Source organism: Streptomyces sp. S465 (assembly GCF_026898115.1).
GTDB lineage: Bacteria > Actinomycetota > Actinomycetes > Streptomycetales > Streptomycetaceae > Streptomyces > Streptomyces luomodiensis.
In genome coordinates this window covers 1,083,719-1,097,473 of record NZ_CP114036.1, presented here as the reverse complement: position 1 = coordinate 1,097,473, position 13,755 = coordinate 1,083,719, and the positions used below count along the sequence as shown (strand labels likewise).

The window sequence follows — 13,755 nt, the reverse complement described above, 5'->3', positions numbered from 1 at the left end:
CGAGTAATGTGCCGGTGTGGGGATCACGCTCAACCTCCAGTCCGCACGAGCGGCCGATGTGCACGTCGGCCGCTCGGCGCTGGCCGAGCTCATGTCGGTGCTGCACATCATGGCCGAGCCCGATCACCACCCCGAGGCCCAGCGCTGGACGCAGCGGCTCGGGACGGCGCTCGCCCCCTCCCTCGCCCATGAGATGAGCGCGCTGTCGCCGCTGTGGGCCCGCCTTCGCTGCCGGCTGCTGTTCCCGCTGGAGCTCCCGCTGGACCAGCCCTTCGAGGACGAGCTGCGCCATCTGGAGAAGCTGCCGCTCGAGGAGTTCGTGGGGCTGTGCTCACAAGGAGTGCTCGGCTTCCGCGAGGCCGTGCCCCCGGCCCGCTGTCTGCTCACCGATCCGGAGGCCGCCGGCCGCTATGTGGCCCAGTGCGAGCGGCGGTCCTTCCGGCGCGGGGAGCTGGCCCATGACCTGGTGGCCTCGCCCGAGGGGCTGCGCGGCCGGCTGCTGGACTTCCTGGACTCCTGCGCCGGGGCGTTCTTCGCCTCCGAGTGGCGCACCGTCCGCGACCGGCTGGAGTCGGCCGCCGCCCAGGTGCGCACCGATGTGCGGCGGCGCGGTCTGGCCGAGGTGCTGGCCGGGCTCAGCCCCACCGCGGTGGTCTCCCGGGGCGGCTCGCGGGTGCGCTACGACAAGCTGGCCGTCGCCGAGATCGAGATCGGCCCGCGCCCGCTCTTCCTGATCCCCTCCGTCCACGTCTGGCCGCATCTGACCGTCAAGGACGAGGAGTCCCACCCGGTGGTGCTCCAGTTCGCCGCCCAGGAGGGCGGGGCGGCCGATCAGCTCACCCAGGCGGAGCTGCGGGCCCGGATGTCCGCGCTGGCGTCACTGGGCCGCATGGAGCTGTGCCGCCATCTGCTGGGCGAGCCCATCACCACCTCCGAACTGGCCCAGCGGCTGGGGCTCGCCGATACGCAGGTCTCCCGCACCCTGCGCCAGCTGCGGGACGCGGGGCTCATCGAGTCCGAGCGCGAGGGCAAGTACGTCTACCACCGGCTGGCCACCAGCACTCTGCTCCGGCTGGGGCAGGACGTGCTGGCGACCATCATGCGCTGAGGTCCCTCAGCCCGGCCGGGTCCACAGCAGCACCGCCGAGGGGCGCCCGGCGTCCATGTGGACGCGGTTGGTGGCGACCACCTTGCGGCGGCTCACCGCTTCCGGCACCCCGGTGTTGGAATTGACGTCGAACCGGGGGAAGTCGCTGGAGGAGATGTCCACCCGCAGCCGGTGCCCGGCCTCGAAGCGGTTGGCGGTGTCCGGCGCCGGGATCTCGATCTCGTACACCTCGCCCGGCTCCAGCGGCTCCGGGTGCTCGAACGACGCGTGGAAGCGGCAGCGGAAGATGCCCTCGGTGAGGTTCATGGCGAAGCCGTGCGGATAGTCCTCGTTCGGCGGGTGCACATCGACCAGCTTCACCGTGAAGTCGGTGTCCGGCGCGGACGAGGACACGAACAGCCGCGCCGTGACCGGCCCGGCCACCTCCAGCGGCTCCGCCAGGGGCGGGGTGACCAGCGAGATCACATCGGGCCGGGAGTTCAGCGGCAGATAGGGCGGGCGGGCGCCGTAGAACCGCTCGTCCGGCACCTGGTCGAAGGCGCCGCCGACCATCACCGGTTCCCCGGAGGTGACCTGACCGCCCAGGGTCGGCACCGGATCGCTGGGGTCGAAGTCGTACTCCACCCAGGCGTGTTCGGCCGTCGGCCGCTCCCGGCTCAGCTCGCCCGAGGGGTGGCAGTAGAACGCGGTCTCCCGGGTCCCGGCCGGGGGCCACTGGGTGTCGGTGTGCCACCGGCCGCCGTGCCGCATCCGCCCGGCCTCGTCCCGCCGGCCGTCGCCACCGCCCATCAGGAAGTACTGGACCCGCGGGATCGACTCCGGATCGCCGGCCCGCAGCACCGCGTCGAACCAGCGCTGCCGGAAGGACAGATACGAGGTGTCCACATTGCCGCTGAAGGTGGCGGCGGGGCCGAAGTCCACATCGCCGGCGAAGGTGACACAGCGCAGCCCGTGCGTCCACGGCCCCATCACCAGATAGGCCGGGGACCGCTTGAGACGGCCCATGGCGGTGAAGTTCTCGATCGTGGAGCGCACATAGGGGTCGTACCAGCTCGACATGTGCAGGGTCGGCACATCGGGGAAGCGGTCGTAGTGGCCGCGTCCGTAGATGGCCGGCTGCCGCCAGTACGCCCCGAAGGCGTCATGCCGCCACTGGTCGAGCAGATAGCGCTCGTAACTTCCGACCTGACGCAGCGGCGAGACGCCCGTCCGCCACGGCAGCACGGTGAACCAGTCGCGCAGATCCGTCCCCGCGAACGCCGCGCGGACCAGCGGGTCCCGCGCCGCCTCCGGGCTCTCCTCACCGTGCCGGAAGGCCCAGGTGACCTGCTTCAGCTCAAAGGCGCCGCCCATGCGCATACCGGCCTCGTACGCGCTGGCGAAGCCGCCGGAGTCCAGGAACATCGCGGCCAGCCCGGCGGGGGACTCGGCCGCGGCCGCCGTCTGGGCGTGTGCCGAATAGGACACCCCCATCATGGCCACCCGGCCGTCGCACCAGGGCTGGGCGGCGATCCAGTCGATGGTGTCCGCGCCGTCCGGCCCCTCGCCCAGGTACTTCACGAAGGTGCCCTGCGAATCGCCGCGGCCCCGGCAGTCCTGCCGGACCACGTGGTAGCCCGCGCGGACGAAGAACGCGGAGGTCTCCTCCGGCGTCGGCACCGGCTCGTCGTGGCGGCTGCGGTCCGAGCCGCGGATCTCGCGCCGGCCGTACGGGGTGCGCTCCAGGATGACCGGGCGGGGCCCGGGGTGCTCCTCGGCGCTGAACAGGTCGGCGGCCAGGACGATTCCGTCCCGCACGGGGACGCGCAGGGTGCGTCGCCACACCCGCTCGTCCAGCAGCCGGGCGGGCTCCTCCCGGGCCGCCCGCGCTCTGTCTCCGGCCGGTTCGGTCTGACGGGTTCGTGCCATGGACGACCTCACTGGGTCTGGGATTGCGTGGAGCCGTTGAGGGCGATCTGGTCCTTGGTGACCGTGGACAGCGGCAGCCCCCACTGGCCGAAGAGCTTGGCGTAGGTGCCCGATTCGTACATCTTCCGCAGCGCCTTGACGATCACCGGGGCGAGTCCGGAGTCCTTCTTGGCCTGGATGCCGTAGATGGCCGTCGCGGCGGGCAGGTCGAGCATGTCCTTGAGCTCGATGGTCTCGAAGCGGTCATCGGAGTTCTGGCTCACCGAGGTGTTGGAGGCGCTGGGCGCGGCCACCGCGTCGATCCGCTTGCTCTGGAGCGCCAGCGTCGCGGCGGGCAGATCGGTGTAGAGCTTCGCGTCCACCGACGGCTTGCCCTTCGCGGCACACCGCTTGTTCTGCGCCGCGAGCACGTTCTGCGTTCCGGCGCCCTTCTCCACGCCGACCTTGTGCCCGCACACCTCCAGACCGTTTCCGGGGTGGAAGGAGCCGTCCTTGGTCACCATCAGCGTCACACTGCTCTGCGCGAAGTCGGCGAAGTCGACCTCCCGCTGGCGCTCGGTGAAGTCGCCGGAGGGCGCGCTGAGGTCGATCCGGCCGGACTTCAGCCCGGGGATGACCGCGTCGAAGGTGGTCCGCTCCACCTTGATCTTCACATCGAGCAGCGAGGAGAGCTGCGCGGACAGATCGGGGATCAGCCCGGTGATCTTCCCGTCGGAGCCGAAGGTGACATACGGCGCGTACTCGCTGACGCCCATGACCAGCGTCTTCTTGGTGTACGCCGCGGGCACCTGCGCGGCCAGGGCGCTGTCCTTGGGCTCGGGGGCGAGCGTCGCCGCCGCACCGCTCTTCTTGGCCTTGCCGTCGCCGGGGGTGTCGTCCACCGAACAGGCGGACAGCGTGAGCGTCAGCGAGGCCAGCAGGGCGCACGCGGCGGCATGAGGACGGTTGCGCATGGCTTGCTCCATTTCCGGGGGTGGGGGACAGCGGAAGCGGAAGGGCGGGACCGGTCAGCGACCCCACACGGTCTCGGCGACGCGCCGTACGTTGCCCCCGGCCAGCTTGGCCACGTCCGCCTCGGAGTAGCCGTGGTCGAACAGCCACCGGATCATGTTGCCGACGGCCTCCGCGGGGTTCTCGCAGCCGCGTACGTAGTCGACCTGCTCGTGCGGCGGCAGTTCCGGTGCCTTGCCGTCGTGTGCGTCGTCCTTGCCGAAGAGCGGGGCGAACGTCCGGTGCCAGGCCGTGTGATCGCCGAAGTTGGTGTCCGGGCCGAAGGCCACATGGTCGATGCCGACCAGATCGATGCAGCGCTCGACGTGTTCCATCACCGAGTCCAGGCTGTGCCGGGGGTGCCGGGCGGTGATGGTCGTGTGCGGCGCCGCCTCGACGCCGATGAACCCCCCGGACCCGGCGCAGGCCCGGATCACATCGTCCGGCTTCATCCGCGGGGTCGGCCACAGCGCCCGGGACCCGGCATGGGTGATCACTACGGGCGCGGTGGAGCGGCGCACGGCGTCCAGGGCCGTCGCGTCCCCGCTGTGCGAGACGTCGACGATGATGCCGAGGTCGTTCATCCGGCGCAGCGCGCGGCGGCCGAGCAGGGTCAGACCGGTGTCGCCGGTGTCGGCGAGCCCCGAACCGAGCTGGTTGCTCTCGCTGTAGACCAGGCCGAGCAGCCGCACGCCCAGGCCGTAGAGCAGATCCAGCCGGTCGACGTCATTGCCGATGGGGGAGGCGGACTCCAGGGTCAGCACCACCCCCACCTGGTGGCCGGCCCGCGCCCGATCGGCGTCCTGAAGCGTGCGGACGGGCGCCACCAGCCGCTGGTGGGCGAGGTCGGCCTGGCGCATGGCCAGATCGCTGACCGTGTCGTCCCAGTCCCAGGGGGCATGGGAGCGGATCATGCTCACCGCGGCCGGACCGCCGTCGAAGAACAGGTCCACCCCCGAGTGCGCGATGCCCTCGTAGGGAATCGACTCCCGGCCCTGGCGGCGGTACTCGGCGAAGTCCCCGGGGTCGGCGGGGCGCAGCGAGAGGTGGTCATGGGCGGAGACCACCGGATGACGCTCCTCGAAGTCCCGCGCGCGGGACTCCACGTCCTCGCTCCACTCCAGCGCGGCCCCGGGGACCCGGCCGAGCGCGGGCGCCAGCTCGAAGGCGCGGAAGTCCTGCCCGGCCTCCAGGTACTGGTACGAGCGGTAGGAGTCCCACAGCTTCAGGCGCTCGACGGTCTTGGCGGGCAGGGGGAGTTCGGTACTCATGCGCTGACCTTCGACAGGAACGTACGGGTGCGGTCGTGGGAGGGGGCGCGGAGCAGCCGCTCCGGGGCGCCCTCCTCGACGATGCGGCCGTCGTCCATGAAGACGATCCGGTCGGCGACATCGGCGGCGAAGCGCATCTCATGGGTGACGACGATCAGCGTCATGCCCTCGCGGGCCAGGTCCCTGATGACGCCGAGCACCTCCTGCACCATCTCGGGGTCGAGGGCGGAGGTCGGCTCGTCGAAGAGCATCACCTTGGGGCGCATCGCCAGGGCGCGGGCGATCGCCACCCGCTGTTGCTGGCCGCCCGAGAGCTTCTCCGGATAGCTGTCGAGCTTGTGCGCGAGCCCCACCCGGGTCATCAGCTCCTCGGCGCGGGCGTCGGCCGTGGCCTTGGACAGGCCGAGCACCCGGCGCGGGGCCTCCACGATGTTCTCGCGGGCGGTGAGATGCGGGAACAGATTGAAGCTCTGGAACACCATGCCCATCGTCGAACGCTGGGTGGCCAGCTCCCGGGGGCCCAGCTCATGCAGGGTGCGGCCGCGCAGCTGGTAGCCGATGACGCTGCCGTCGACCACCACCACGCCCTGGTCCGGCACCTCCAGGTGGTTGACGCAGCGCAGCAGCGTGCTCTTGCCCGATCCGGAGGGGCCGATGAGGCAGACCGTCTCACCCCGGTGGATATCCAGGGAGATACCGTGCAGCACCTCGGTGCCGCGGAACGACTTGCGGATCCCGCGCAGGGAGACGATGGCCTGCGATGTCATTTCCGGTGCCATGGTCATACCGAGTGCTCGATCCTCTTCACTTTCCCGGCCTTGTCGGCCGCAATCAGGGTGTGTCGTCCCAGACGTCGCTCCAGGCGCTGCTGTAGAAGGGTGATGGCGCCGGTGATGATCATGTACCAGATGGCGGCCACAATCAACAGGGGAACGGTCTGGAAGTTCTTGGCGTAAATCAGCTGTACCGAGTAGAGCAGGTCGGCCAGGGTGATCACGCTGACCAGGGAGGTGGCCTTGAGGAGAGATATCAGCTCATTTCCCATCGGCGGGACGATCACCCGCAGCGCCTGGGGAAGGGTGATGCGGAAGAAGACCTGAGTCGGCGTCAATCCCAGTGCGGACGCCGCCTGTCGCTGTCCATCGGGCACGGAGAGCAGTCCCGAGCGGATCAACTCCGCGATGTAGGCGGTCTCGTGGAGCGTCAGGCCGATGACCGCGGCGGTCAGCGGGCCGATGACGGTGTTCGAGTCGAAGGTGATGAAACGCGGTCCCCAGGGAATTCCGAGGGACAGCGTGGGAAAAAGAGCCGCCAGGTTGTACCAGAAAAGCAGCTGCACCAGCATCGGAATGCTGCGGAAAACCCAGATGAAGGCGGCCGCGACCATGGACATGAGCCGGGATTCGCCCATGCGCATCAGAGCGACCACGGTGCCGGACACCAGGGAGAGCGCCATGGTCGCCGCGGTCATTCCGATACTGACGCCGATGCCCTTCAATACCCTGATCTCGAAGAAGTACTTCGCGACCGTATGCCATTCGAAGCGCGGGTTGGTGCATATCGTGGTCACCGCCATCGCGGCCAGTACCAGCACGATCGCATTGGCCACCAGCAGTCCGGGACGCCGTCGCCGGGCGCGCTTGAGCACGGCCGGATCGGGGAGTGCGTCGACGTTCAGGGCTTTGGTCATGGCAGGCCTTCGGACGGTCGCGGACGCGGCAGAATTACCGCATCCTAAAACCGTGTTCGCGGACGTCCGCGAACAGTTGACACAGAACTGTCAACCGTAAACGGGGGAATGCGTCCGCCCGCCCGGAGCGGCCGGGCGGGCGGACGGATGGGCGTGCGGATGCGTGTGCGGATGGGCCCACGGACGGGGCCCGCCGGGTCTACAACGCCTTTTCGAAGGGAAGCGGGCCGATGGTCTCCGGATCGGCCGAGATATCGAACAGCGGGGTGTAGCCGGTGGCCAGGTACAGCCCGCGCGCCTCCGGCTGGCGGGGCCCGGTGGTGAGGTAGATCCGGCGGTAGCCGCGCTCGGCGGCCGACCGCTCCAGCTCCGCCACCACCCGGCGGGCCAGCCCGCGCCGCCGATGGCCCGAGTGCGTCCAGATCCGCTTGAGCTCCGCCGTGTGCGCGTCGTACCGCCGGTACGCGCCCCCGGCGACCGGCTCGCCGCCCTCCACCAACAGCAGCAGCTCCCCGTGCGGCGGGGCGAACTCCTCGGCCGGATAGCGGTTCAGCTCACCGTCGGCCGCCCTGCCGTAGCGGGTGGAGTACTCGTACGCCAGCTCCCGCAGCAGCGGTTCGACCCGCGGATCGTCCACGGTCACCCGGACCACCGTCAGCTGTGGCGGGGGTTCGGCCACGGAGGTCATCACCGCACCGCCGCGAGGGTCTGCGGGCCCCGGGCCGCGCGCTCGGCGTCGCGTTTGGCGACCTCTTCGCGGACGATCGGGATGACGTACCGGCCGAAGTCGATCGCGTCGTCCAGCAGGTCGTAGCCGCGTGCGGAGAGGATGTCCACGCCCAGGTCGTAGTAGTCCAGCAGGGCCTGCGCCACCGTCTCCGGCGTGCCCACCAGCGCGTTGGAGTTGCCCGCGCCACCGGTGACGGCGGCGGTCGGGGTCCACAGCGCCCGGTCGTAGCGCTCACCCGCCTCGGCGATGGAGATCAGCCGCTGTGAACCGACGTTTTCCGGAGCCCCCCGGCGGTGGTGGCGCACGGTCGTCGCATCGCCCCGCTCCTTACGGGTCCGGATGGCGTCCACCGTGCGGTGCGCCTTCTCCCAGGCCAGCTCCTCGGTCGGGGCGATGATCGGCCGGAACGCCACCTGGATCCGCGGCACATCGGTCCGCCCGGCCGCGGCGGCCGCCGCCTTCACCGCCGCGATCTGCTCGGCGGTCCGCTCCAGCGGCTCGCCCCACAGGCAGTAGATGTCGGCCTCGGCGCCGCCCGCCGCGTAGGCCGCGGGGGAGGAGCCGCCGAAGGAGACGTTCGGGCGCGGCTGCTGGACCGGGAAGACATCGCTGACGAAGTCGTGGAAGCGGTAGTGCTCGCCCTCGTGGTCGAAGGGCTCATGGGTGGTCCAGATCTTCTTGACGATCCGGATGTACTCACGGGTGCGCGCGTAGCGCTCGTCCTTGGTGCGGGTGTCGCCCTCGCGCCGCTGCTCATGGTCGTTGCCGCCGGTGATGAAGTGCACGGTGAGCCGGCCGTCGCTGATCCGGTCGAGCGTCGCGAACGTCTTGGCGGCGTACGTCGGATACGACACGTTGGGCCGGTGGGCCAGCAGGATCTGGAGCCGGTCCAGCCTGCTGGCGATGTACGCGGCGGCGGGCGCGGGATCGGGCGAGCCGGAGCCGTAGGCGAACAGCACCCGGTCCCAGCCGTGGTCCTCATGGGCCCTGGCGAGCCGCAGGGTGTACTCCTTGTCGAAGGCCGCGCCGGAGCGCGGATGTGTCTCCGAGCCGTCGTTGGTGGCGGCGATGCCGAGGAACTCCACGGGCATGGGGTGACCTTTCGGAAGGCGGAAAAGGCAGGAAAGGCGGGAAGGGGGTGACGCCCCGGACGCGGGAACACGCCGGGCGTGTCCGGGCGTGGTACCGGGGGTGATGGCGCGTCAGGCGCGGGAGACAGGCGAGGGGGCCTGGGACCGGGAGAGCGAGGGGCCGGTGGGACGGCCCGCTGCCGGGGTCAGCCGGAACAGGAAGCGGACCACACCCGACCGAAGTCGATGTGGTCGCGCGTGACCAGGGGCAGCTCAGTCCTCACTCGCATCATTCAGCACCGCACGAGCCCGTTCCGTCAACCGCTGTCCACATGATGGCCCGTATGCGACCCCGCCACGACAAAGCCGCCCGTACCAGCCCGGCGCCCGCGAGCGGACGGGGTGATACGGGCGGCCGCGGAGTGACCTCGTCCGCCGGTTTCGCGGTCAGCCGCCCGCCACCGTCTGCGGGGTGCCGGGCCGTTCCGGCGCGGCGGTGACCCGGGCCGGGCGGCGGCCCGGCAGCAGCGCGGCGACCGCGAGCGCCACCAGCGCGGCGATGCCGCCGATCACGAAGGCGGTGCGGAAGCCGTTCAGGGACGGGAGGTCGACGGGTCCGAAGGCGGTGGTCATATGGGCGAGCACGACGCCCACCACCGCACTGGCGGTCGAGGTGCCGATGGACCGCATCAGGGTGTTGAGGCCGTTGGCCGCGCCGGTCTCGGACACCGGTACGGCCGACATGATCAGTGCGGGCATGGCCGAGTACGCGAGGCCGATCCCGGCGCCGATCACACACGACACGATCAGGATCTGCCACACGGCGTCCATCAGGAAGACACCCGCCCCGTACCCGGCGGCGATCACCCCCGCGCCGAGCATCAGCGACACCTTGGGGCCCCAGGTGCTGGTGATCCGCGCCGACAGCGGCGAGATCGCCATCATCACCAGACCGGACGGGCCCAGGCACAGCCCGGCGGCCATCATCGACTGGCCCAGCCCGTACCCCGTCGCCTCGGGCATCTGGAGCAGCTGAGGCAGCACCAGCGACATCCCGAACATGGCGAAGCCGATGACGACGGAGGCCAGATTGGTCAGCAGCACCTGACGGCGCATGGTGGTGCGCAGGTCCACCAGCGGCCCGCTCACCCGCAGCTCCCACCGGCTCCACAGCGCCAGCACGACCACCGCCGCACCGAACAGACCGGTGGTGGCACCGCTGCCCCAGCCCCAGTCGGCGCCCTTGGAGATGGCCAGCAGCAGACAGAGCAGCCCGGCCGACAGCCCGACGGCGCCCACCAGGTCGAACCGCCCGCCGCCGCGCACCGTGGACTCCGGTACGAGCGTCAGCACCAGCGCGATCACCACCGCGCCCAGCGCCGCCGAGACCCAGAACAGCACATGCCAGTCGGCGTGTTCGGCCAGCGCCGCGGCGCTGGGCAGGCCGAGCGCGCCGCCGACCCCCAGCGAGGAGCTCATCAGGGCCATGGCCGAGCCGAGCCGCTCGGCGGGCAGCTCGTCCCGCATGATGCTGATGCCCAGCGGGATCACCCCCGCGGAGAAGCCCTGGAGCGCACGGCCGACGATCATGGGTGCGAGCGCGTCGGAGAGCGCGCACACCACCGAGCCGATCACCAGCATCGACAGGCTGATCAGCAGCGTCCGCCGCTTGCCGTACATATCGCCGAGCCGTCCCAGTACGGGGGTGGCCACGGCGCCGGCGAGCAGGGTGGCGGTGATCGCCCAGGAGGCGTCCGAAGGACGGCGACCACCGGGCCGGAGCGCGGCGGCCGGGCGGCCACGGCCGCTCCAGGGGGGTCGGGAAACGGAGGTAAGGAAGTCACGGTGGTCCTTCGTAGGGCATGGCCGATGCACATCAGGTGCCGCAGCAGTGTCGCATAAATTGTGTAACCAGTACGTCAAATACGTCCGTCCAGCGGTTCCTCGCCCAACGCGCGGTAGCTCTCCCGCAGTTCACGCTTGAGGATCTTGCCGCTCGGGTTCTTCGGCAGCGCCTCGGCGAACACGACGAACTTGGGCACCTTGAACCCCGCGAGCCGCGCGCGGCAGTGCGCGAGGATCTCCTCCGCCGTCACCTGACGCCCCGGCACGACCACCACCACCGCGGTCACCGCCTCGATCCAGTACGGATGCTCCACCCCGAACACCGCGACCTCCGCGACCGCCGGATGGGCGTGGACCACCTCCTCCACCTCACGCCCCGAGACGTTCTCCCCACCGCTGTTGACCATGTCCTTCTTGCGGTCCACGACCGTCAGGCACCCCTCCTCGTCCAGCACCCCCAGATCGCCGCTGTGGAACCAGCCACCCCGGAACGCCTCCGCGGTGCGCTCGGGATCCCGCCAGTAGCCGAGCATGGTGTGCGGGCCCCGGTGCGCGATCTCGCCGACCGTGCCCGGCGGCACCGGCCGGTCCGCCTCGTCGACCACCCGGGTCTCGACGTTCAGCGCGGGCCGCCCCGCGGAACCGGCCTTGCGCTCCTGGTCGGCCGGGCCCAGCACGGTCGCGATCGGGGACATCTCGGTCTGGCCGTAGAAGTTGTACAGCGCCAGCCCCGGCAGCCGCCGGCGCAGCTCGGCCAGCACCGCGACCGGCATCGGCGCCGCCCCGTAGTACCCCTTGCGCAGCGACGACAGATCGCGGACCGCGAACTCCGGATGGCGCAGCAGCGCGATCCACACCGTGGGCGGGGCGAACAGCTTGGTCACCCGCTCCGCCTCGATCGTGGCCAGCAGCGCCGCCGGGTCCGGACCCGGCAGCACCACACAGGTGGCGCCCAGCTGGATGTCGGGGGTGAGGAAGGCGTGCAACTGGGCGCAGTGGTAGAGCGGCAGCGCATGGATCTCCACATCGTCCGGCGACATCCCGCCGTCGACGATCGCCGTCAGATACTGCGCGATCAGATTGCGGCTCGTCATGATCGCGCCCTTGGGCCGGGACTCGGTCCCCGAGGTGTACATCAGCTGGACCGGGTCGTCGTCGTCCAGCGCGGGATCGGGCACCGGATGCCCCCGCTCCGCGCCCAGCGCGGCGAAGTCCTCCCACCCCTCGCGTCCGCCGCCCAGGGCCGCGCGCAGCGCGATCCGGGGCGGCGCGGCCTCGGCCAGCGCGTCCTCGGCGACATCCAGCAGCTCGGTGCCCGCGATGATCCCGATGGCGCCCGAGTGGTCCAGCACATACGCCACTTCGGGCGCGGTCAGCATGAAGTTGACCGGCACCGACACCGCGCCCAGCCGGGCCAGCGCGAAGTACGCCACCACATAGCCGTGGCAGTTGCGGGCCAGGAGCACCACGCGATCGCCCTTGGCGATGCCCCGCGCCGCCAGCGCCCCGGCCGTCCGGCTCACCAGCGCGTCCAGTTCGGCGTAGGTCTGGCGCAGCGCGCCGGCCACGACCGCCGTCTTGCCGGGCAGCCGCGCCGCGGTGCGCGCCAGCAGATCGGCGATGCCGTGGCGGCGGGCGCGCACGATGTCCACGGGCAGGTCGGACGCGGTCATCGAAGGTCTCCCGGGGGCTCGGACGATCCGGACGGTTCGTCACGCTGGCACGGCGCGGGGAGGCGTTCAAGACGGCGGACGGCTGAGCGGCACCCGAGCGGACATGCGTAGCCTTGGCACCTGGCACGACGGGGGCGAGCGAAAGGACACCGGATGGCCGAGGCCGCGGAGGACACCGTCCGCAGGGGACGCGGACGCCCGCCCCGCCTGTCGCGCGAGCAGATCGTCCGCTCCGCCGCGGAACTCGCGGTCCGCGAACCGGAGGTCGCGCTGACCGTCAAGAGGGTCGCCGAGGCGGTCGGCTCCGCCCCCATGGCGCTCTACCGCTACTTCCCCGACCGCGACGACCTCCTCCAGGCCGTGGCCGACCGCGTCATGGCCGACGCCCAGCACAAGGACCTGCCGGGCGGGACCTGGCAGGAGCGGCTGCGCGCCTGGATGCACGACAGCCGCGACTATCTGCTGCCCTACCGCCAGCTGCTGCCCTACATGGCCGCCACCCAGCAGCCCGCCCGCGTCTCCTCCCTGGTGACCCTCACCCGGCTGCTGCGCCCACTGCGGCTGGCCGAGGACGATCTCGCGCTGGCCGTGACCCTCATCGGCTCCACCGTCATCGGCCACGCGGTCTACGAGACCCACCGCGGCCCCGTCTCCGCCCACAAACTCGACGCCCTGAGCGAGGCGCTGGCCCGCTACCCCCAGGAGGAGCGGGAAGCGGTGGCCCCGCTGCTGCCGAGGCTGCCGGGGGCGCAGAACAGGCTGTACGACGTGGTGGTGGACCGCACGATCGCCGCCATCGAGGCGCTGGCCGCGCGGTGACCTGCCGCTCCGTACGGCCGGGGGCCGGGAGGAGCGGGAGGAGCCGGACGGCCCCCGATTCCTCCGGCCGGGTGGAATACCGGATCGTATGGCCGGGTCGCCTTGCCCGGGGGCGATCACGGACGTGAGATGACGTCCATGCTCACTTCCGTTGTCCGTGGCGCCGTCGCCACCGCCGCGATGACCACCGTCCTGGCCCTGCTTCCCGCCGCCGCGCAGGCCGCCGCGGCCGGGAACACCGAGAAGGTCAATCTGCTCGGCGTCGCCGTGAGCGACACCAAGCCCAAGCGGGTCCAGCCCGGCGACCGCTGGGAGACCCGGCTGAAGCTGTACACCGAGAAGAAGAAGACGTACGCCGGTGACGGCACCGTGCGCTGCGACACCGTCAGGGTCACCGGCAGCACGGTGGTCGTCCGGTGCGCGCGGGTGCTGCACCTGAAGAAGAAGGGGTGGCTGGTGCTCAGCGACAAGGTCACCCACAAGGGCGACAAGACCGCCACCGCCACGACCCGGATCGTCGGCGGCACCGGGCGGTACAACTCCGCCTACGGCAAGGGCACCGTCACCCTCGCGGGTCCGCTCGTCCACTTCGCGCTCAAAGTCGGCAGGTGACAGCCGGGTGATCGCGTGACAACGGTGTTGCCCTGACGG

General features: G+C 71.0%; 12 protein-coding genes. 3 read left to right on the top strand and 9 right to left on the bottom strand.

The window, feature by feature from the left end:
- Positions 1-16 precede the first annotated feature (16 nt).
- A complete protein-coding gene (locus N6H00_RS04480) occupies positions 17-1,108 on the top strand; it encodes a helix-turn-helix domain-containing protein (RefSeq protein ID WP_268970228.1) in 1,092 nt (363 codons plus the stop codon).
- A 6-nt stretch (positions 1,109-1,114) separates the two neighbouring features.
- Here the strand turns inward: N6H00_RS04480 and N6H00_RS04475 are convergent, their stop codons facing one another.
- The 9 genes from N6H00_RS04475 to N6H00_RS04435 form a co-directional block, all read right to left on the bottom strand.
- A complete protein-coding gene (locus tag N6H00_RS04475) occupies positions 1,115-3,016 on the bottom strand; it encodes a CocE/NonD family hydrolase (RefSeq protein WP_268970227.1) in 1,902 nt (633 codons plus the stop codon).
- 8 nt (positions 3,017-3,024) lie between these two features.
- Positions 3,025-3,969, bottom strand: coding sequence for a transporter substrate-binding domain-containing protein (locus tag N6H00_RS04470; protein WP_268970226.1), 945 nt, complete (start codon positions 3,967-3,969; stop codon positions 3,025-3,027).
- Positions 3,970-4,023: 54 nt separating this feature from the next.
- Complete coding sequence (locus N6H00_RS04465) at positions 4,024-5,277, bottom strand: dipeptidase (RefSeq protein ID WP_268970225.1); 1,254 nt, start codon at positions 5,275-5,277, stop codon at positions 4,024-4,026.
- On the bottom strand, positions 5,274-6,062 hold the full coding sequence (locus tag N6H00_RS04460; protein WP_329618501.1) for an amino acid ABC transporter ATP-binding protein: 789 nt from the start codon (positions 6,060-6,062) through the stop codon (positions 5,274-5,276). The genes N6H00_RS04465 and N6H00_RS04460 overlap by 4 nt, the downstream gene beginning before the upstream one ends.
- On the bottom strand, positions 6,059-6,967 hold the full coding sequence (locus N6H00_RS04455) for an amino acid ABC transporter permease (RefSeq protein WP_268970224.1): 909 nt from the start codon (positions 6,965-6,967) through the stop codon (positions 6,059-6,061). Before N6H00_RS04455 ends, N6H00_RS04460 begins: the two co-directional genes overlap by 4 nt.
- A 199-nt stretch (positions 6,968-7,166) precedes the next feature.
- On the bottom strand, positions 7,167-7,655 hold the full coding sequence (locus N6H00_RS04450) for a GNAT family N-acetyltransferase (RefSeq protein WP_268970223.1): 489 nt from the start codon (positions 7,653-7,655) through the stop codon (positions 7,167-7,169).
- Entirely contained in the window at positions 7,655-8,788 is a 1,134-nt protein-coding gene (locus tag N6H00_RS04445) for an LLM class flavin-dependent oxidoreductase (protein WP_268970222.1), read from the bottom strand. The genes N6H00_RS04450 and N6H00_RS04445 overlap by 1 nt, the downstream gene beginning before the upstream one ends.
- Positions 8,789-9,214: 426 nt before the next feature.
- Positions 9,215-10,480, bottom strand: coding sequence for an MFS transporter (locus N6H00_RS04440; RefSeq protein ID WP_268970221.1), 1,266 nt, complete (start codon positions 10,478-10,480; stop codon positions 9,215-9,217).
- A 206-nt stretch (positions 10,481-10,686) separates the two neighbouring features.
- On the bottom strand, positions 10,687-12,285 hold the full coding sequence (locus N6H00_RS04435; RefSeq protein ID WP_268970220.1) for a fatty acyl-CoA synthetase: 1,599 nt from the start codon (positions 12,283-12,285) through the stop codon (positions 10,687-10,689).
- Between the two features lie 153 nt (positions 12,286-12,438).
- Here N6H00_RS04435 and N6H00_RS04430 point away from each other — a divergent pair, with 153 nt between their 5' ends.
- Both N6H00_RS04430 and N6H00_RS04425 read left to right on the top strand, forming a co-directional pair.
- Positions 12,439-13,104 (top strand): TetR/AcrR family transcriptional regulator, encoded by a 666-nt coding sequence (locus tag N6H00_RS04430; RefSeq protein WP_268970219.1) that lies wholly within the window; start codon positions 12,439-12,441, stop codon positions 13,102-13,104.
- Between the two features lie 138 nt (positions 13,105-13,242).
- Positions 13,243-13,716, top strand: coding sequence for a hypothetical protein (locus N6H00_RS04425; RefSeq protein WP_268970218.1), 474 nt, complete (start codon positions 13,243-13,245; stop codon positions 13,714-13,716).
- Positions 13,717-13,755 lie beyond the last annotated feature (39 nt).